We start from the raw sequence: 17,082 nt of genomic DNA, 5'->3' as shown, positions 1-17,082 counted from the left end.
CCGTCCCAAATTGACACCGGCGCGGATGCGCCATACCCCATGGGTTCCCGCTCGCGTACCGGAGACCGCCCATGCCGCTTTCCGACATCCAGGACCGCATCCGCAAGGCCGAGGACAAGGCCGGCCGCGTGCCCGGCGCGACCCGGCTGGTCGCCATCTCCAAGAAACAGCCTCCCGAACGGGTCGAGGCCGTGCTGGAGGAGGGCCACCGGCTCTTCGGCGAGAACCGCGTGCAGGAGGCCGCCGCCAAGTGGCCCGCATGGAAAGCGCGTTTCAAGGACGTCGAACTGCACCTCGTCGGGCCGCTCCAGACCAACAAGATCAAGCAGGCCTTCGACCTGTTCGACGCGATCCACTCGCTGGACCGGCCCAAGCTCGCCCGCAAGATCGCCGCCGAGGCGGAGGCGCGCGGCCACTGCCCGAAGCTCTTCATCCAGGTCAATACTGGCGAGGAAGAGCAGAAAGCCGGGGTCCTGCCGCAGGATGCCGACGCCTTCATCGCGGAATGCCGCGAGATGGGGCTGGAGATCGCGGGGCTCATGTGCATCCCGCCCGTGGACGAGGAACCGTCGCTCCACTTCGCGCTCCTGGCGAAGATCGCGGCGCGCAACGGGCTCGAAAGCCTGTCGATGGGGATGAGCGGCGATTTCGAAAAGGCCATCGCCCAGGGCGCCACCCATGTGCGGGTCGGCAGCGCGATCTTCGGCGACCGCGATTACGGCTGAGGCACGATCAGCCGGGCGCCGTAGTCCAGCCGGTTCACGATCCAGACCAGGTCGCGCCGGTCGAAGGCGACGCAGCCGGCCGTCGGATACCGCGGCGCGCGCCAGCAATGCAGGAAGATCGCCGAGCCCAGGCCGCGTTCGGCATGGGGCCAGTTGAAATCCGTCGTCAGCACGATGTCGTAAAGCGGGTCCGCGCGGCACAGCCGCTCGTGGCCGAAGGGATGCGGGCGACGCACCATCAGGTTGTAATCCGGGTCCGCCGGGTCGTCCGACCAGCCGTCGGCGGGATGGATGGGCACCGCCCAGCCCGGCAGCGCGCCGGCGGCAACCCTGTCCGGACGGTAGAGCAGCCCCACGATCCGGTGCGCGCCGGCCGGCGTCGCGCCGTCACCCTCGCGTTTCCGGGCGGTGATCCCGCCCCGGCCCACGGAACAGGGAACGAGCCGCCCCCGGAAGCGCACGCCCAGCGGCGTCAGCACGAGATCACCGGGCGTCACAGCAAGTGCCCCGATTTCTTGGCCTTGGTCGCCAGGTAACGGGTGTTGAACCGCGTCCGGCCGACCTTGAGCGGTACCCGCTCGGTCACCTCGACGCCGTGGGCCTCCATCATCGCGACCTTGGCGGGATTGTTCGTCATCAGCCGCACCGCCGAGAAGCCGAGGCCCTTCAGGATATCGGCGCCGAGCCGGAAGTCGCGCTCGTCATCCTCGAAGCCGAGCCTGTGGTTGGCCTCCACCGTGTCGAATCCCTGGTCCTGCAGCGCGTAGGCCCGCATCTTGTTGGCCAGCCCGATGCCCCGGCCCTCCTGGTTGAGGTACAGCAGCACGCCCGCCCCCGCGGCCCCGATCTGGGCCAGCGCGGCGTGCAGCTGCGGGCCGCAATCGCATTTGAGCGAGCCGAGCACGTCGCCGGTGAAACAGGCCGAATGCAGCCGGGCCAGCACCGGCCTGTCGCGCGGCGGGTCGCCGATCTCGATGGCGTAGTGTTCCTCGCCGCCGTCCCCGGGCCGAAAGACGTGGAGCCGCCCGGCCTCGCTCGCCGCCATGGGCAACCGGGCGAAGACAACTTCCCGCGGCGCGCGGGTCTCGGCGGCCAGCGGATCGGCCACCCCCAGGTCCAGCCGGGTAAGCCCGTGTCGCCCGGCGAACGCCGCGCCATCCTCCAGCGCCAGCGCCAGCACCGCCGGCAGCAGATGCGCCTGCTTGGCCAGGTGCAGCCCGGCCCGGTAGAGCCGCGCCGCGCCGCCGCGCTCGGTCATGAGCGGTCCCTTCATCGGCCGGTCCAGGTCGTCCTTTGGGTCCGCCACCGCGCGCACCCAGGCCGCGTCCGCGTCGCCCGGCACCCGGATGCGCGCCAGGTCGCCGTCATAGGGCCGCGCGCGGAGCGTCGCCGCCCGGCGCGCGGTCACCGCCAGGACCAGCGGGTCGCCCATCGCGCGCAATTCGGCGAAACGCGCCGCGCTCACCGTCTCGGCCGCCGCAACCAGCACGGCGCCGGTCGTATCGGACAGCACCACCGGCACACCGAGCCGAAGATCGGCGCGGGCGCGGGCGATCATCTCTTCTGGCGAGGGGTCGAGACTCATCGGCGGTTCCTGTTGCACGGGCCGCGTCTTCATAGCCCGTCACCGCAGAAATATGAAACAATTCCCCGGGTTTCGACACGAGGCCGTGAAAAAGCCACGCGGCAACTTGCGCCGGGGCGTCAACGGCAACACCTATAGCGCAGACAGGAGGGAGAGGACCATGAGCACCCTGAAAAAGATACTGCTGGTCGATGACGACGACGATCTGCGCGAGGCGCTGTCCGAACAGCTGGTCATGACCGAGGATTTCGACGTCTTCGAGGCCGAGGACGGCAACGGCGCGCTCGTCAAGGCCAAGGCCGGCCTCTATGATCTGGTCATTCTCGACGTGGGCCTGCCCGACACCGATGGGCGCGAGCTGTGCCGCCTGATGCGCAAGCAGGGCGTCAAATGCCCGATCATCATGCTGACCGGCCACGATTCGGACGCCGACACGATCCTCGGTCTCGACGCCGGGGCGAACGACTACATCTCCAAGCCGTTCAAGTTCCCCGTCCTGCTGGCCCGGATCCGCGCCCAGCTGCGTCAGCACGAGCAATCCGAGGACGCGGTCTTCCAGCTTGGGCCCTATACCTTCAAGCCGTCGATGAAGATCCTCATCGACGAGGACGACCGGAAAATCCGGCTGACCGAGAAGGAAACGAACATCCTGAAGTTCCTCTATCGCGCGACCGAGGGTGTCGTGCCGCGCGACGTGCTGCTGCACGAGGTCTGGGGCTACAATGCCGGTGTGACGACCCACACGCTCGAGACGCATATCTACCGGCTGCGCCAGAAGATCGAGCCCGATCCCTCCAACGCGCGCCTTCTGGTGACCGAGTCGGGCGGCTACCGCCTGGCCGGCTGACCGCCCCCGGCGCGCGCCCCGGCGGCCCGGCCCGGCCCCGCGCCGGGCCTGTCCTTACCAGTCGCCCGCGTCCACGCGCCGATCGGCCTCGGCCGCCGTTTCGGTCAGCAGGCGGCTTAGCCGGGCCTGCGCCGCGGCGAGCCCCTCGGCATCGAGATTGGGCGCAGGCACGAATCCCTTGCCGATCAGGAAGATCCCCCGGCCGAAGGGCAGCGGGACCAGGAAGCGGTCCCAGCTCTTCGCGTGGATGCGGCGGTTCGTCGAATAGGCGAAAGGCACGAGTTCCGCCTGCGCGCGCGAGGCCAGCAGGATCGCACCGGCCTTCGCCTCCTCGCCCGGGCCGAGCGGGCCGTCGGGGGTGATCCCGATGGTCTTGCCGCCGCGCAGGACCGCGACCGCCCGCGCGACCGATGCGCTGTTGCCGCCACGGGTCTTCAGCGGGATCACGTCGATGCCCATACGCCGCATCACCTCGGTCGCGATCCGCGCATCCGGATGATCGCTGCCCAGCACCGAAAGCCCGGGATCCGTCCAGTCCCGGCAGAACGGCGCCATGAGAAGCCGCCCGTGCCAGACGCAGAAAACCTTTGCCTCGCCGCGGGCGAGATCGGCCTCGAACCCGGCGAATCCCTCGTGCCGCCAGCGCGTCGTGCGCAGGATGAGCCGCGTGTAGCCCGCGAACATCCGCTCCAGCATCCGCTGGAAAGCCGCGCTCTTTCGAATCCTGCGGGCCAGGCCGCGCAAATCGCCCATGTCAGACCTCCGTGCGCGGGCTTATATCAGCCTGGAAACGGGGCGCCAGTTGCTTGAGCCCCCCGCGCCCCGCGTCTAGTCTCGCCCGACCCAAGAGCCGGAGATTTTCATGAGCTTCACCATCGCCACCTGGAACATCAACTCCGTCCGCCTGCGCGAGGGGCTGGTGCTCCGCCTGCTCAGGGAGGAGGCGCCCGACGTGCTCTGCCTGCAGGAATGCAAGTCGCCGGTCGACAAGATCCCGACCGAGGCGTTCCGCGAGATGGGATTCGGCTGGATGGTCGCGCGCGGCCAGAAGGGCTATAACGGCGTCGCGATCCTGAGCCGCCTGCCGCTGGAGGATGTCGGCCACCGCGACTTCTGCGGCCGGGGCGACGCGCGCCACGTGGCCGCGCGGCTCGAGAACGGCGTCACGATCCAGAACTACTACGTCCCCGCCGGCGGCGACGTTCCCGATCGAGACGTGAACGAGAAATTCGGCCACAAGCTCGACTTCCTGACCGAGATGCGGGACTGGTTCCACGGCGAGCGCCCGGAAAAGACGATCCTCGTGGGCGATCTCAACATTGCCCCGCGCGAGGATGACGTCTGGGCGCACAAGCAGCTTCTGAAGGTGGTCAGCCACACGCCGGTCGAGGTCGACCACCTGTCGGAGGTTCTGGACTCGGCCGGTTGGCGGGACATCACCCGCGCCGACATTCCGGCGGGCCAGCTCTATTCCTGGTGGTCCTACCGGGCGCGTGACTGGGACGCGGCCGACCGGGGCCGGCGGCTCGATCATGTCTGGGCCACGCCCGACATCGCGACCGCCGGGCATGGCTCGCGGATCCTGCGCCATGTGCGCGGCTGGGAGAAACCGAGCGATCACGCGCCGGTCTTCGCCAGCTTCGATCTGTGAGCCCCCCTTGGCCCGGGCGCCAAGACGCCTCATATAGACGGCAACCGCCAACGACTCAGACAGACCGGGGGCAGACATGCTCGAACTGAACGCAAACGCCAGCGCCGCACCTGCCGGCGATCTCATCAAGGACAGCACCGAGGCCACGTTCATGGCCGACGTGGTCGAGGCCAGCCAGGAGGTTCCGGTCATCGTCGATTTCTGGGCGCCCTGGTGCGGCCCCTGCAAATCGCTCGGCCCACAGCTCGAGAAGGCCGTGCAGGAGGCCGGCGGCAAGGTCCGCATGGTCAAGGTCAATGTCGACGAGAACCAGCAGATCGCGGCCCAGCTGCGCATCCAGTCGATCCCGACCGTCTACGCCTTTTTCCAGGGCCAGCCGGTCGATGGCTTCCAGGGCGCGATCGGCCCGGCCGAAATCAAGCAGTTCGTGGACAAGCTGGCCGGCATGGCCGGCGGCGGCGCCGAGGGCGCCGAGGGCGACGGGCTGACCCAGGCCGTCGAGGCGGCCGAGCAGATGCTCGCCGAGGGCGCGGCCACCGATGCCGCGCAGACCTTCGCCGCGGTTCTCGGCGAGGACGACAAGAACGCCGCCGCCTATGGCGGGCTGGTGCGTGCCCATGTGGCGATGAACGATCTCGGCCAGGCCGAGGCGATCCTGAACGGCGCGCCGGCAGAGATCACCGACGCGCCCGAGATCGAGGCCGCGCGCGCCGCGCTCGATCTCGCCAAGCAGGCCGAAAACGCCGGGCCGGTCGACGAGCTGCGCGCGAAACTCGACGCGAATCCCGACGATCACCAGGCGCGGTTCGACCTGGCGACGGCGCTTCATGCCAAGGGGCAGACCGAAGACGCCGTGGACGAACTTCTGGAGCTTTTCCGCCGCGACCGCGAGTGGAACGGCGGCGCCGCCAAGGAGCAGCTCCTGACGATCTTCGACGCGCTGAAGCCGCAGGATCCGATCGTGCTGAAGGGCCGGCGGAAACTGTCCTCGATGATATTTGCCTGACGGCCTGTGCGGGCTAGACTCCAAGCATGATGACCGCCGCGGATCTGCCCGACACGATCCCAGTTTTCCCGCTGCCGGGTGCGCTGCTGTTGCCGCGCGCCCGGTTGCCGCTGCACATCTTCGAGCCCCGCTACCTGGCGATGCTCGACGATGCCCTCAAGACGTCGCACCGGTTGATCGGCATGGTGCAGCCCCAGGAGGTGCCGCAGGGCGGCGAGCCGCGGCTCCAGCGGATCGGCTGCGCGGGACGCGTGACCGCCTTCTCCGAAACCGAAGACGGGCGATACATGATCACGCTGACCGGCGTGTCGCGCTTCCGCGTTCGCGAAGAGGTCAACGGCTTCACCCCGTATCGGCGGGCCGAGATAGACTGGGCGGGCTTCGAGCGCGACCTCGGCGGCGCGGAGACCGACGCCGGTTTCGACCGTGACCGGCTGATGGACCTGCTGAACCGCTTTTTCCAGAGCGAGGGCCTCTCGACCGACTGGGACAGTCTCAGGGAAGCCGAGGACGAGCTGCTGATAAACTCGCTCTCGATGCTCTGCCCCTTCGACCCCGAGGAAAAACAGGCCCTGCTCGAGGCGCCCTGCCTCGGCACCCGGCGCGAGACGCTGGTCACCCTGATCGAGTTCGCCCTGCATGGCGGGCGCGGCGAGGAGAAGCTCCAGTGACGGCGCCGGACGGGCCGCTCCACGACCGCAAGATGCTCGAGGCGCTGGTCTGCCCGCTGACCCAGGACGTGCTGCATTATGACGCCGAAGCACAGGAACTGGTCTCGGGCAAGGCGCGGCTGGCCTTCCCGATCCGGAACGGTATCCCCGTGATGCTGCTGGACGAGGCGCGGCGGCTCGACGATCGCTGACCGGCCGCCGCGCGTTCGGGCCTAACCGCCGTGACCGGCCCGCGCGAGGATGCGCATCCGGCTTTCGAACTCTCCCCGGTCGACATAGCATCCGAGCAGGTGGCGATAGCCGGTCGACGGATCGAAGGCCGCGCGCCCGTGCAGGACGCGCCGGTTGTCGAAGACGACCATCTCGCCGGCCGAGAGTTTTAGCTCGACCGGGTATCTCGGATCTCGGGTCGCCGCCATGAACCGGCGATACGCCCGGTAATAGGGGCCGAGCACCTCCGGCGCCATGTCGAAGATCCCGGCGATATGGGCGTTGTAGCAGACCTCGCTGACCGCCCCGGTCTCGTCCAGCCGGATCACCGTCTGGCGCCGCCGGATATCGCAATCGTCGTCATGGAACCGGAACGGGATCGACACGGTCGACAGCAACGCGAAGGCGTCGGGATCGGCGGCGCGCAGATCCTCGGCGATCGCGACCCCGTCGGCGAAGACCGACCCGCCGCCCGCGGCCTCGTTGGCGAGGCAATGCAGGAACTGGAAGCCCGGCGGCAATTCCTGGTTGGGCAGATCGGTATGGAGCGGCAGCGCATCGGCCGTGTAGGCGAGGTTGTTCGGGTTGGGTTTCGACTTCACCTGGAAAGTGCGCCCGAAATTCGTCTCGCGCAGGAAGCCGATCCGGCGCGCGACCTCCTGCCCGGCTTCGGGCGAGTCCGCGAGGCCCTCGACGATGGAAAGCCCGGTGCGCCGTGTCTGGCGCAGCCAGGCCGCCAGCGCCGCGTCCGAGCGCAGCACCGCATCGGCCGCCACCCGCGGGATGCCGGCCGCCCCCATATCGGCGCGCCAGGGCACGTAGGGCGTGTCGGCCGGGTCGTCGGCGGGCCGTCCCGGGCGGTTGGCACGGAGCCAGCCCGTATCGAACCGGCTGGTATGGGCCTCGCCCGCCCAATCGATTTCCAGCACGCCCGCGCCGAGACGGACCGCCGCCGGCGACGCGTCCTCGGGAACGCTCAGAAGATCGAAGGCCCGCTCGCCCGTGTCGGGATGGAAGCCGCTCGGGCAGTTGTCGCGAAGCCAGATGAAGGGGAACTCCGTGCTGGTGCCGTCGTCCCAGCGCAGGGCGACGGTGCGCGCCTCGGCGCGAAGCGTTGCGTCGGTCATTGCAGGTCTTCCTTTGTACATGCCTTGGGGTCACGCGGGCCATACGGGCCCGCCGCGATCAGCCCGGCATGGGCGGCGGCCACCAGTTATGGGCCTTGGCATGAGGATGGCCGGGACACCGGCCGAGAACCGTGCACATGACACCGCCTCGCTTTGGACAGGGGAAGTCCAACGCAATTTGCGCAGCGGCGCAAGCCTTGGAAGCCCGTTTTCAGATGGCGCGACCCTGCATCAGGCGCGGCAGGTCGCCGGTCAGCCCGGCGGCTTCGCGGATGAACCGCCGGCGCAGGCCCGGCGCGGCGTTGACCGCGCCCAGCCCGATGTCGCGCGCGGCGCGCAGCAGCGGGTTGTCGTTGGAAAAGAGCCGGTTCACCAAATCGGTGCCGATGGCCAGCGTCGTCGTGTCCCAGCGTCGCCATTGCTGGTAGCGCGCCAGCACGTTCGCCGCGCCGATATCCTCGCCCCGGCGGTGGGCCTCGACCAGAACCTGGGCCAGGGCGCCCACGTCGCGCAGCCCCAGGTTCAGCCCCTGCCCCGCGATGGGATGCACCCCGTGCGCCGCATCGCCGGCCAGCGCGACGCGGTCGGCCACGAAGCTGTTGGCGAGCGTCAGGCTCAGCGGGTAGGTAAAGCGTTCGCCCGCCAGCGAAATCTCACCCAGGAAATCGCCGAACCGGGGACGCAGGATGTCCAGATACCGTTCGTCGGAAAGAGCGTTGATCGCCTCGGCCGCCCCGGTCGACTCGGTCCAGACGATCGAGGCGCGGTTGCCGGGCAGCGGCAGGATCGCAAGCGGGCCGGGCGGCATGAAGAACTGGTGCGCAGTGCCGTGATGGGGCCGTTCATGCGCCACGGCGCAGACCAGCGCCGTCTGCCCGTAATCCCAGCCCGTGCGGCCGATCCCGGCGCGTGTGGCCGTGCCGCTGCGCCGCCCGTCACACCCGACCAGGACCCGCCCCGTTATCCGCCGCCCGTCGGCCAGCGTCACCGTGACGCCGGTCAGGTCGGTCTCCTGCGCGACGATCTCGGCCGGCGCGACCTGCGTGATGCGCTGTTCCGCCGCCATGGCGTCCAGCAGCGCGCGGCGCAGGTAGCGATCCTCGAGCATGTGGCCCATCGGGCCTTCCTCGATCTCGGCATGGTCGAAATGCAGGAACCAGGGCGCGGCCCCCGCGCCCGCACGGCCGTCGGTCACCTCGATATCGAGGATCGGCTGGCTGTTTCCGGCCACCGCCGGCCAGACGTCCAGCGCGGATAACAGCCGCTGCGAGCCCAGCGCCAGCGCGTAGGCCCGGCCGTCGAAACCCGCGTCCGACCGGGTCTCGGCCGGAAGGGCGTCGATCAGGGTGACGCTCAGCCCCGCCCGGGCCAGCGCCAGTGCCAGCGCGGGGCCGTTCAACCCGCCGCCGGCGATCACAATATCCGCGTCGCGTTCCATGCCCCCCAATATGCGCCCGCATTCCCGATTGTCCATCGGTCAGCCTGCCGCTACCGTCGCGCCATCACGGAATACGGGGGGAGACGATGTCGCAGGACTGGCTTTGGATGAGCGCAACCGATCTGGGCCGCGGGATCGGCGCCGGGGCGATCGATCCGGAACAGCTGACCGAAACCTATCTTGCCGCCATCGACGCTCACCCGTTCCGCGACCGGGTCTATGCCCGCGTTACCCATGACCGTGCCCGGGCGGAGGCCGCCGCGGCCGCGGCCCGCGCGAAATCGGGCCATCGGCTCGGCCCGCTCGACGGCGTGCCGGTGTCCTGGAAGGACCTGTTCGACACCGCCGGGGTAGAGACCGAGGCCGGGTCGGCGCTGCTGAAGGGACGCATGCCGGTCGAAGACGCCGAGGTGCTGCGCAACGCCACCGCGGCGGGGCTCGTCTGCCTCGGCAAGACCCACATGTCGGAACTTGCCTTCTCGGGGCTCGGCTATAACCCGGTGACCGCCACGCCGCCCTGCGTCAACGACGAGAAGGCGGTTGCGGGCGGGTCGTCTTCCGGGGCGGCGGCATCCGTCGCCTTCGGGCTGGCGGCGGCGGCGGTTGGCTCGGACACGGGCGGTTCTGTCCGCGTGCCGTCGGTCTGGAACGATCTCGTGGGGCTCAAGACCACCTCGGGGCGGGTATCGCTGAACGGGGTCGTCCCGCTGGCCGAGAGCTTCGACACGGTGGGACCGCTCTGCCGCACGGTCGAAGACGCGGCCCAGATGCTCGGCGCCCTCGAGGGACGGCGCGCCCCGGACCTCGTCGACACCAGCCTGACCGGTCGCCGCTTCCTGGTGCTGGAAACCGAGGCGATGGAGGATCTGCGCGACGCGCCGGCGGCAGGCTTTGCGCAGGCGGTCGAGCGACTGGGCGCCGCCGGGGCGGTGATCGAGCGCGGCGAGATCGCGGAAGTGGCCGAGGCCGCGACCATGTCCGCCATTCTTTTCGCGACCGAGGCCTATGGCACCTGGAAACACGCCATCGAGGCGACGCCGGGCCTGATGTTCCCCGAGATTCTCGAGCGTTTCCGGGGCGGCGCGCATTTCACCGGCGCGGATTTCGTCCATGCCTGGCAAAAGCTGCGCGCGCTTCGCGCGGCGTACGCGGAAAAGACCGCCGCCTATGACGGGGTGCTGGTGCCGACCTGCCCGATCCTGCCGCCCGAGATCCGCCGGCTGGAACGGGACTCGGACTATTACAAGGCCGAGAACCTGATGACGCTCCGGAACACGCGGATCGGCAACCTGATGGGCGTCTGCGCGCTGACGCTGCCCACCGGCGTGCCGTCCACCGGCGTGTCGATCATGTGCGCGCCCATGTCGGAGGACCGGCTGCTCCGGCTCGGGCAGGCGGCGGCCCGCGCCATGGCTCCCTGAGCCGCCGCGGCGCGAAAGACACAACAGCGCGACGCCGACGGGAACGGTCCGCCACGATGCTGGACCGGGCCGGTTTTGGGCTGTATCGTGAATGAAAAGGGGCACTTAGACCCCGGGCATGAGGCAGTGATGGATTTTCCTGAGCGGTTTGCGAACCTGCCGGACTACGCGTTTCCGCGTCTGCGCGCGCTTCTCGACGGGCATGCGCCGGGCGGGGATGTGCTGCACATGTCCATCGGCGAGCCGAAACACCCGTTCCCGGTCTGGGTCTCGTCGATCATCTCCGAATACGCCCACGAGTTCGGGAAATACCCTCCGAACGAGGGCACGCCGGAGCTGCGCGCGGCAATCGCGGGCTGGCTGCAGACCCGGTACGGCGTGACCGCCGCCCCCGACACGCAGGTCTTTCCGTTGAACGGCACCCGCGAGGGGCTCTTCAACGCCTGCCTGGCGCTTTGCCCCGAGACGAAGGGCGGCAAGACGCCGGTGGTGCTGATCCCGAATCCCTTCTACCAGGTCTACACGGTGGCCGCGCAGGCCGTGGGCGCCGAGCCCGTCTACCTGCCGGCGACCGCCGAAACCGGCTTCCTGCCCGACATCGCGGGCCAGCCGGCGGAGCTGCTGGACCGCACGGCCATCGTCTATCTTTGCTCTCCCTCGAACCCGCAGGGCGCGGTGGCATCGCGCGCCTATTGGGCCGAGCTGCTGGCGCTGGCCGAGAAACACGATTTCCGCATCTTCGCCGATGAATGCTATTCCGAGCTCTACCGCGGTGCGGCGCCCGCCGGCGCGATGCAGGTCGCGGCCGAGACCGGCGCCGATCCCGAGCGGGTGGTCGTGTTCCACTCGCTGTCGAAACGGTCCAACCTGCCGGGGCTGCGATCCGGTTTCGCAGCCGGCGGACCGGGCTGTATCGCCCGGATGCAGCAGCTCAGGGCCTATGCGGGCGCGCCGCTGCCCCTGCCGCTGCAGCGCGTGGCCGAGCGTGCCTGGGCCGACGAGGCCCACGTGGCGGCCAACCGCGCGCTCTACGGCGAGAAATTCGAGATCGCGGACGAAATTTTCGGCGACGTGCCGGGGTACCGGCCCCCCGAGGCCGGGTTCTTTCTGTGGCTGCCGGTCGCCGATGGCGAGGCCGCGACGCTGAAGCTCTGGCAGGAGACCGGGGTCCGGGTGCTGCCGGGCGCCTATCTCGGCCGCGATGCGCCCGGAGGCAACCCGGGGCAGGGTTTCATCAGGGTCGCCCTCGTGGCGCCCCGAGAGGATACACGGCGCGGATTGAAGGCAATCCGCCGCTGTCTTTACGCATAAGAACGAGGACAGGGCTGAACATGGCGTATCAGGCGAGGCAACGCGACCCCCTTCTGGACAGCAACATGCAGGCTGCGCTGCAAAAGCGTGGCCTGGAACTGCTGGGCTTTCTCCTGGTGGGACTCGGCGTCGCGCTGGGCCTGATGCTGGGCTCCTACGTGCCGGAAGATCCGAGCTGGCTCTCGGCCACGGACGCGCCGGCGCAGAACTGGCTCGGCCAGTTCGGGGCGACGGTGGCGAGCCCACTCTACATTACCATCGGCTGGGGCGCCTGGGGGCTGGCCGGGCTGTTGGCCGGCTGGGGCCTGCGCTGCGTCCTGCACCGGGGCGAGGAGCGCGCGCTGTCGCGGGTGATCTTCGCGCCGATCGCCATCGCGGTCGCCTCGGTCTATGCCTCGACGCATGTGCCGGTCGCGGGCTGGACCCATTCCTTCGGCCTTGGCGGGCTGTTCGGGGACACGGTTCTCGGCGCGGCGCTGGGCCTGCTTCCCATCGACCCGGCGCTGGGCCTGAAGGCGCTGGCGGCGCTTTCGGGGATCGCGATGGTGGCGCTCGGTCTCTTCGTCCTCGGCGCCGACCGGGCGGAGCTGCGCGCCGGCGCGCGGTTTCTGCTGATCGGGGTCATCGTCACCTACACCGCGGCGCTCGCGCTTCTGCGGCGCCTCGGCCTGGTGACGGTGCAGGGGGCGGCGGCGCTCAAGGATCGCTACGCCGCGCAGCAGGCCGCGCGCGCGGCGGCGGACCCCGCGCTACACCGCGAACCGCGCGTCCGGCGCGCCGAACCCGTGATCGAGGAGGCGCCGGAACCGGCCGATCCGCCAGAGGCGCCCCGGCGCAAACCGTCGCTGTTCGCCCGCGTGCCGCTGCTGGGCACGCGCGCCGCCGAACCGGAGCCGGAACTGATCGACGCGGACATCGACCCGGAGGCGGAAATCGACGCACCGAGCGACGAGCGGATCCGCGAAAAGATCAACGACGTCATCCGCAACCGCTCGCGCCGGGACCGGGTGATGGATATCCGGCAGCGCCAGGAACCGCCGGTTCAGACCGGCGACGCCGCACCCGGGGCCGACCTCGCGCCAGAGGACGAGACCGGGCCGCTCCACGCGGAACCCATGTTCGAGACGCCCGATCCCGACGCGGTCGCGGGCGACGGCACCGCCTATCCGCGGCCCCCGGCCGCGGAAAAGCGCAAGGTCGTGCAGGCCCCGGCCCGGAAAGCCCCCGCGCCCAGCAGCCAGGCCCGTGCCGAGGCGCAGCCGGCCTTCAGCTTCGAGGAAGACCCCGACGCCTACGAGGCGCCGCCGCTCTCGTTGCTGACCGCCCCCTCGACCGTGGTGCGCCAGCAGCTTTCGGACGAGGCGCTGGAAGAGAACGCCCGGATGCTGGAGAACGTGCTCGACGATTACGGCATCAAGGGCGAGATCGTCAGCGTGCGGCCCGGCCCGGTCGTCACCATGTACGAACTCGAACCCGCGCCGGGGCTGAAGGCCAGCCGCGTCATCGGGCTCGCCGACGATATCGCGCGGTCCATGTCCGCGCTCAGCGCGCGTGTTTCCACGGTTCCGGGACGTTCCGTCATCGGGATCGAGCTGCCCAACGCCCAGCGCGAGAAGGTGCTTCTGCGCGAAATCCTCTCCTCCCGGGATTTCGGAGACGGCAATCAGAGGCTCCCGCTTGCGCTGGGCAAGGACATCGGCGGCGGCGCCGTGGTCGCCAACCTCTCGAAGATGCCGCACCTGCTGATCGCGGGGACCACCGGCTCGGGCAAGTCGGTCGCCATCAACACCATGATCCTGAGCCTGCTCTACAAGCTGACGCCCGAGGAGTGCCGGCTGATCATGATCGACCCGAAGATGCTGGAACTCAGCGTCTATGACGGTATCCCGCACCTGCTCTCGCCGGTGGTCACCGACCCCAAGAAGGCCGTGGTGGCGCTGAAATGGGTCGTGGGCGAGATGGAGGAACGCTACCGCAAGATGTCGAAGATGGGCGTCCGCAACATCGAGGGGTATAACGGCCGCGTGCGCGACGCGCTGGCCAAGGGCGAGATGTTCCAGCGCACCGTGCAGACCGGCTTCGACGAGGAAACCGGCGAGCCGATCTTCGAGACCGAGGAATTCGCCCCCGAGACCATCCCCTACATCGTCGTCATCGTCGACGAGATGGCCGACCTCATGATGGTGGCGGGCAAGGAGATCGAGGCCTGCATCCAGCGCCTCGCGCAGATGGCCCGGGCCAGCGGCATCCATCTCATCATGGCCACCCAGCGCCCCTCGGTCGACGTCATCACCGGCACGATCAAGGCGAACTTCCCCACGCGGATCAGTTTCCAGGTGACCTCCAAGGTCGACAGCCGCACGATCCTGGGCGAGCAGGGGGCCGAGCAGCTGCTGGGCATGGGCGACATGCTCTACATGGCGGGCGGCGCGCGGATCACCCGCGTCCACGGGCCCTTCGTCTCGGACGAGGAAGTCGAGGAAGTCGTCCGCCACCTCAAGTCCTTCGGGTCGCCGGAATACGTGTCCGGCGTGCTGGAAGGCCCCGACGACGAGAAGGAAAGCGATATCGACCTGGTGCTCGGGCTGGGCGGCAACACGGATGGCGAGGACGCCCTCTACGACCAGGCGGTCGCGATCGTCGTCAAGGATCGGAAATGCTCGACCTCCTACATCCAGCGCAAGCTGGCGATCGGCTACAACAAGGCCGCGCGCCTGGTGGAGCAGATGGAGGAACAGGGCCTCGTCAGCCCGGCCAACCATGTCGGCAAACGCGAGATCCTCGTACCCGAGCAGCAATAGATCGCCGAAACGTGAGCGGGGGTCTGGTGCATCGGCCGGCCCGCGCCCATATGTTGACCCCATGATGATGCTGCACCGCCTGAGCGCCGTTTTCCTCGCCGCCGTCCTGGCCCTGCCCGCGGCGGCCCAGGACAGGATCCCGCTGGCCGAGATCTCGCGCTACCTGAACGGGATCACGACCGCCGAGGCGGAGTTCACGCAGGTGAACGCCGACGGCTCGGTTTCCACCGGCACGCTTTACATGCATCGCCCCGGGCGCATCCGCTTTGAGTATGACCCGCCGGCGCCGGCGCTGGTCATGGCCGGGGGCGGCACCGTCGCGATCTTCGACGCCAAGTCCAACGTGGCGCCGGAACAATACCCGCTGCGGCGCACGCCGCTCTCGATCATCCTCGAGCGAGACGTGAATCTCGGGCGCTCGGACATGGTGGTGGCGCATGAAGGGGACGGGACGCGCACGGAAGTTGTCGCGCAGGATCCCGAACACCCGGAATACGGCAATATCCGGATGATCTTCACCGCGGATCCCGTGGAGCTGCGTCAATGGGTCGTGACCAACGAGGCCGGAACGGAGACCACCGTGATCCTCGGCGAGATGGAAACCGGCGCGGAGCTGTCCAGCCGGCTTTTCAGCATCGTGACCGAGCTGCGCACCCGCGGCCTGACCGAGTGACTCAGTAGAAGCGGCAGCGCCGCAGCTGCCCGCGGTACATCGCCGCGCGGTCGGTCACGCGGTCGGCAACCCGCAGGAGCCAGGCCTTGTTTCGGTAACTCCCACGCGCGAAGCCCGTGTGCCCCTGGTGATAGGCCAGGTACTGGTTGCGAACGTCGTAAAGCGGGACGCCGTTGCGCTCGCGCGTTTCGTTCATGTACCAGCCCATGAAATCCACGGCATCGTCGAAGCGGTCGCGCCGCGCGAACCGTTTCCCGGTCTCGTCGCGATACCAGTCCCATGTTCCGTCGATTGCCTGGCTGTAGCCGTAGGCCGAGCTCTGCCGGCCCATGGGGATGACGCCCAGCGAGTAGCGCAGCGGTGTACGCGCATTCCCGATGAAACTGCTCTCCTGGTGGATGATCGCCATCTGGACATGCACCGGCACGCCCCAGCGGCGTTCGGTGCGTTCCATGTCGCGCATCCAGCTGGGGCGTTCCCGCGCGATGGCGCAGGCATCGTCGAGGTTGCGCGGCGGGTCGTAGCGTCCGCCTCCGCAGGCCGCGACCAGCAGGAGCGTCCCGATAATGATAAGCCTGTTCATGACTGCCCGATGCTCGGCTTGTTTTGCGGTCAGAATACGGGAAATCGGCCCGAAACGAAACGGTCATTCGGACGCGGTCAGATCAAAACCGCGAGGGTGAGCGGAATCGTGACGACGGAAAGCAGCGTCGAGACCACGACGAGGCCCGCGACGTGGTCGGCCTCGGCGCCGTATTTCTCCGCGATCAGGTAGGACGTGACCGCCACCGGCGTCGAAAGCTGCAGCACCAGGACGGCGAAGGGCACCGGGCCGAGCGCGAACCAGCGCCCGGCCGCCCAGGCGATGGCGATGCAGAGCGCGATCTTCAGCACGGACAGAACGACGGCGCGGCCCAGCCCGCGCGGATGCAGCCGCGCAACCGCCACGCCCAGCGTGATCAGCATGAGCGGAATCGCGATCTGGCCCAGGAGTTTCAGGGTATTGGTCATCCAGACCGGGGTCTGCCAGCCCTGCGACATGAACAGCAGCCCGAGGATCGTGGCCCCGACCATCGGCTCGCGCAGCACCTTGAGCGGCGATCCCCCGCCGGCCACCACCCAGACCCCGAAGGTAAAGGAGTAGACCGCCATGATCGCGAAGATCACCACGGCAAAGCCGAGCCCCTCGTCGCCGAAGGCAAACAGGGCCAGGGGCAGGCCCAGGTTTCCGGTGTTGCCGAAGATGAGCGGCGCCAGCCAGGTCCGGACCTCGAGCCCGGCGATCCGCACCATGACCCATGTCAGGGTGGTCACCGCCCCGTAGGCCAGGACCGCCGCGAAGGAAACCGCCGTCAGCGCCTGCGGGTCGATCTCGGTTTCCATCAGCGCCGTGAAGATCAGGCAGGGAACCGACAGGGTCATCGCCAGCTCGGTGACGAACTTGACCCTGTATTCACCGCCAAGCCGCACCCAGGTGAACCCGATCGCCGCCAGTATGAAAACCGGCGCGACGATTTCGAGAACTGTCAGGACGAGGGTCACAGATTGTTTCCGCGTTTTGACTCTGAAACCCGGCCCCGCTGGTGGACTCCGGCTGCCGGCGTAGTTACATGGGG

General features: G+C 68.9%; 17 protein-coding genes. 10 read left to right on the top strand and 7 right to left on the bottom strand.

What is annotated here, in order from left to right; all coding sequences use genetic code 11:
• Positions 1 to 71 precede the first annotated feature (71 nt).
• Complete coding sequence (locus ACQ5SP_RS15360) at positions 72 to 725, top strand: YggS family pyridoxal phosphate-dependent enzyme (protein ID WP_430939281.1); 654 nt, start codon at positions 72 to 74, stop codon at positions 723 to 725.
• Here ACQ5SP_RS15360 and ACQ5SP_RS15355 read toward each other — a convergent pair.
• Positions 716 to 1,222, bottom strand: a complete 507-nt coding sequence (locus ACQ5SP_RS15355) for a L,D-transpeptidase family protein (protein ID WP_430939280.1) — start codon at positions 1,220 to 1,222, stop codon at positions 716 to 718. The two genes, ACQ5SP_RS15360 and ACQ5SP_RS15355, sit on opposite strands and share 10 nt — an antisense overlap.
• Positions 1,219 to 2,310: a GTP cyclohydrolase II gene (gene ribA / locus ACQ5SP_RS15350; protein WP_430939279.1), complete on the bottom strand. Its 1,092-nt coding sequence runs from the start codon at positions 2,308 to 2,310 to the stop codon at positions 1,219 to 1,221. Before ribA ends, ACQ5SP_RS15355 begins: the two co-directional genes overlap by 4 nt.
• 160 nt (positions 2,311 to 2,470) lie before the next feature.
• Here ribA and ACQ5SP_RS15345 point away from each other — a divergent pair, with 160 nt between their 5' ends.
• On the top strand, positions 2,471 to 3,157 hold the full coding sequence (locus ACQ5SP_RS15345; protein WP_430939278.1) for a response regulator transcription factor: 687 nt from the start codon (positions 2,471 to 2,473) through the stop codon (positions 3,155 to 3,157).
• Between the two features lie 54 nt (positions 3,158 to 3,211).
• Here ACQ5SP_RS15345 and ACQ5SP_RS15340 read toward each other — a convergent pair whose 3' ends face one another.
• A complete protein-coding gene (locus ACQ5SP_RS15340) occupies positions 3,212 to 3,910 on the bottom strand; it encodes a lysophospholipid acyltransferase family protein (RefSeq protein ID WP_430939277.1) in 699 nt (232 codons plus the stop codon).
• A 109-nt stretch (positions 3,911 to 4,019) separates the two neighbouring features.
• Between ACQ5SP_RS15340 and ACQ5SP_RS15335 the strand changes: the two genes are divergently transcribed.
• The 4 genes from ACQ5SP_RS15335 (at position 4,020) to ACQ5SP_RS15320 (ending at position 6,676) form a co-directional block, all read left to right on the top strand.
• A complete protein-coding gene (locus ACQ5SP_RS15335; RefSeq protein WP_430939276.1) occupies positions 4,020 to 4,808 on the top strand; it encodes an exodeoxyribonuclease III in 789 nt (262 codons plus the stop codon).
• A 76-nt stretch (positions 4,809 to 4,884) separates the two neighbouring features.
• The gene (gene trxA, locus ACQ5SP_RS15330) at positions 4,885 to 5,814 is read left to right on the top strand and encodes a thioredoxin (protein ID WP_430939275.1); all 930 of its coding nucleotides are present in this window, start codon (positions 4,885 to 4,887) and stop codon (positions 5,812 to 5,814) included.
• A gap of 26 nt (positions 5,815 to 5,840) precedes the next feature.
• The gene (locus ACQ5SP_RS15325; protein WP_430939274.1) at positions 5,841 to 6,485 is read left to right on the top strand and encodes an LON peptidase substrate-binding domain-containing protein; all 645 of its coding nucleotides are present in this window, start codon (positions 5,841 to 5,843) and stop codon (positions 6,483 to 6,485) included.
• A 32-nt stretch (positions 6,486 to 6,517) separates the two neighbouring features.
• Positions 6,518 to 6,676 (top strand): Trm112 family protein, encoded by a 159-nt coding sequence (locus tag ACQ5SP_RS15320; RefSeq protein ID WP_430939350.1) that lies wholly within the window; start codon positions 6,518 to 6,520, stop codon positions 6,674 to 6,676.
• A 21-nt stretch (positions 6,677 to 6,697) separates the two neighbouring features.
• On the opposite strand, the gene ACQ5SP_RS15315 is transcribed toward ACQ5SP_RS15320, so the two are convergent.
• Both ACQ5SP_RS15315 and ACQ5SP_RS15310 read right to left on the bottom strand, forming a co-directional pair.
• Positions 6,698 to 7,822, bottom strand: coding sequence for a TauD/TfdA family dioxygenase (locus tag ACQ5SP_RS15315; protein ID WP_430939273.1), 1,125 nt, complete (start codon positions 7,820 to 7,822; stop codon positions 6,698 to 6,700).
• A gap of 211 nt (positions 7,823 to 8,033) precedes the next feature.
• Positions 8,034 to 9,260: an FAD-dependent monooxygenase gene (locus tag ACQ5SP_RS15310; RefSeq protein WP_430939272.1), complete on the bottom strand. Its 1,227-nt coding sequence runs from the start codon at positions 9,258 to 9,260 to the stop codon at positions 8,034 to 8,036.
• A 107-nt stretch (positions 9,261 to 9,367) separates the two neighbouring features.
• Between ACQ5SP_RS15310 and ACQ5SP_RS15305 the strand changes: the two genes are divergently transcribed.
• The 4 genes from ACQ5SP_RS15305 to ACQ5SP_RS15290 all read left to right on the top strand — a co-directional run bounded on the left by ACQ5SP_RS15305 (position 9,368) and on the right by ACQ5SP_RS15290 (position 15,466).
• Positions 9,368 to 10,681, top strand: coding sequence for an amidase (locus tag ACQ5SP_RS15305; protein ID WP_430939271.1), 1,314 nt, complete (start codon positions 9,368 to 9,370; stop codon positions 10,679 to 10,681).
• Positions 10,682 to 10,810: 129 nt separating this feature from the next.
• Positions 10,811 to 11,992 carry an aminotransferase class I/II-fold pyridoxal phosphate-dependent enzyme gene (locus ACQ5SP_RS15300; RefSeq protein WP_430939270.1) on the top strand — a complete coding sequence of 394 codons (1,182 nt, stop codon included), beginning with the start codon at positions 10,811 to 10,813 and terminating at the stop codon, positions 11,990 to 11,992.
• Positions 11,993 to 12,012: 20 nt separating this feature from the next.
• A complete protein-coding gene (locus ACQ5SP_RS15295; protein WP_430939269.1) occupies positions 12,013 to 14,793 on the top strand; it encodes a DNA translocase FtsK 4TM domain-containing protein in 2,781 nt (926 codons plus the stop codon).
• A 61-nt stretch (positions 14,794 to 14,854) separates the two neighbouring features.
• A complete protein-coding gene (locus ACQ5SP_RS15290; protein WP_430939268.1) occupies positions 14,855 to 15,466 on the top strand; it encodes a LolA family protein in 612 nt (203 codons plus the stop codon).
• Between the two features lies 1 nt (position 15,467).
• Here the strand turns inward: ACQ5SP_RS15290 and ACQ5SP_RS15285 are convergent, their stop codons facing one another.
• Complete coding sequence (locus ACQ5SP_RS15285) at positions 15,468 to 16,049, bottom strand: lytic transglycosylase (RefSeq protein ID WP_430939267.1); 582 nt, start codon at positions 16,047 to 16,049, stop codon at positions 15,468 to 15,470.
• A gap of 77 nt (positions 16,050 to 16,126) precedes the next feature.
• Positions 16,127 to 17,008, bottom strand: a complete 882-nt coding sequence (locus tag ACQ5SP_RS15280; protein WP_430939266.1) for an AEC family transporter — start codon at positions 17,006 to 17,008, stop codon at positions 16,127 to 16,129.
• Between the last annotated feature and the right edge of the window lie 74 nt (positions 17,009 to 17,082).

The organism is Rhodovulum sp. YNF3179 (genome assembly GCF_050586465.1).
Classification (GTDB): domain Bacteria; phylum Pseudomonadota; class Alphaproteobacteria; order Rhodobacterales; family Rhodobacteraceae; genus CAJXYS01.
The sequence above is the reverse complement of the archived record's forward strand: the minus strand, read 5'-3'. Positions and strand labels throughout refer to the sequence as shown.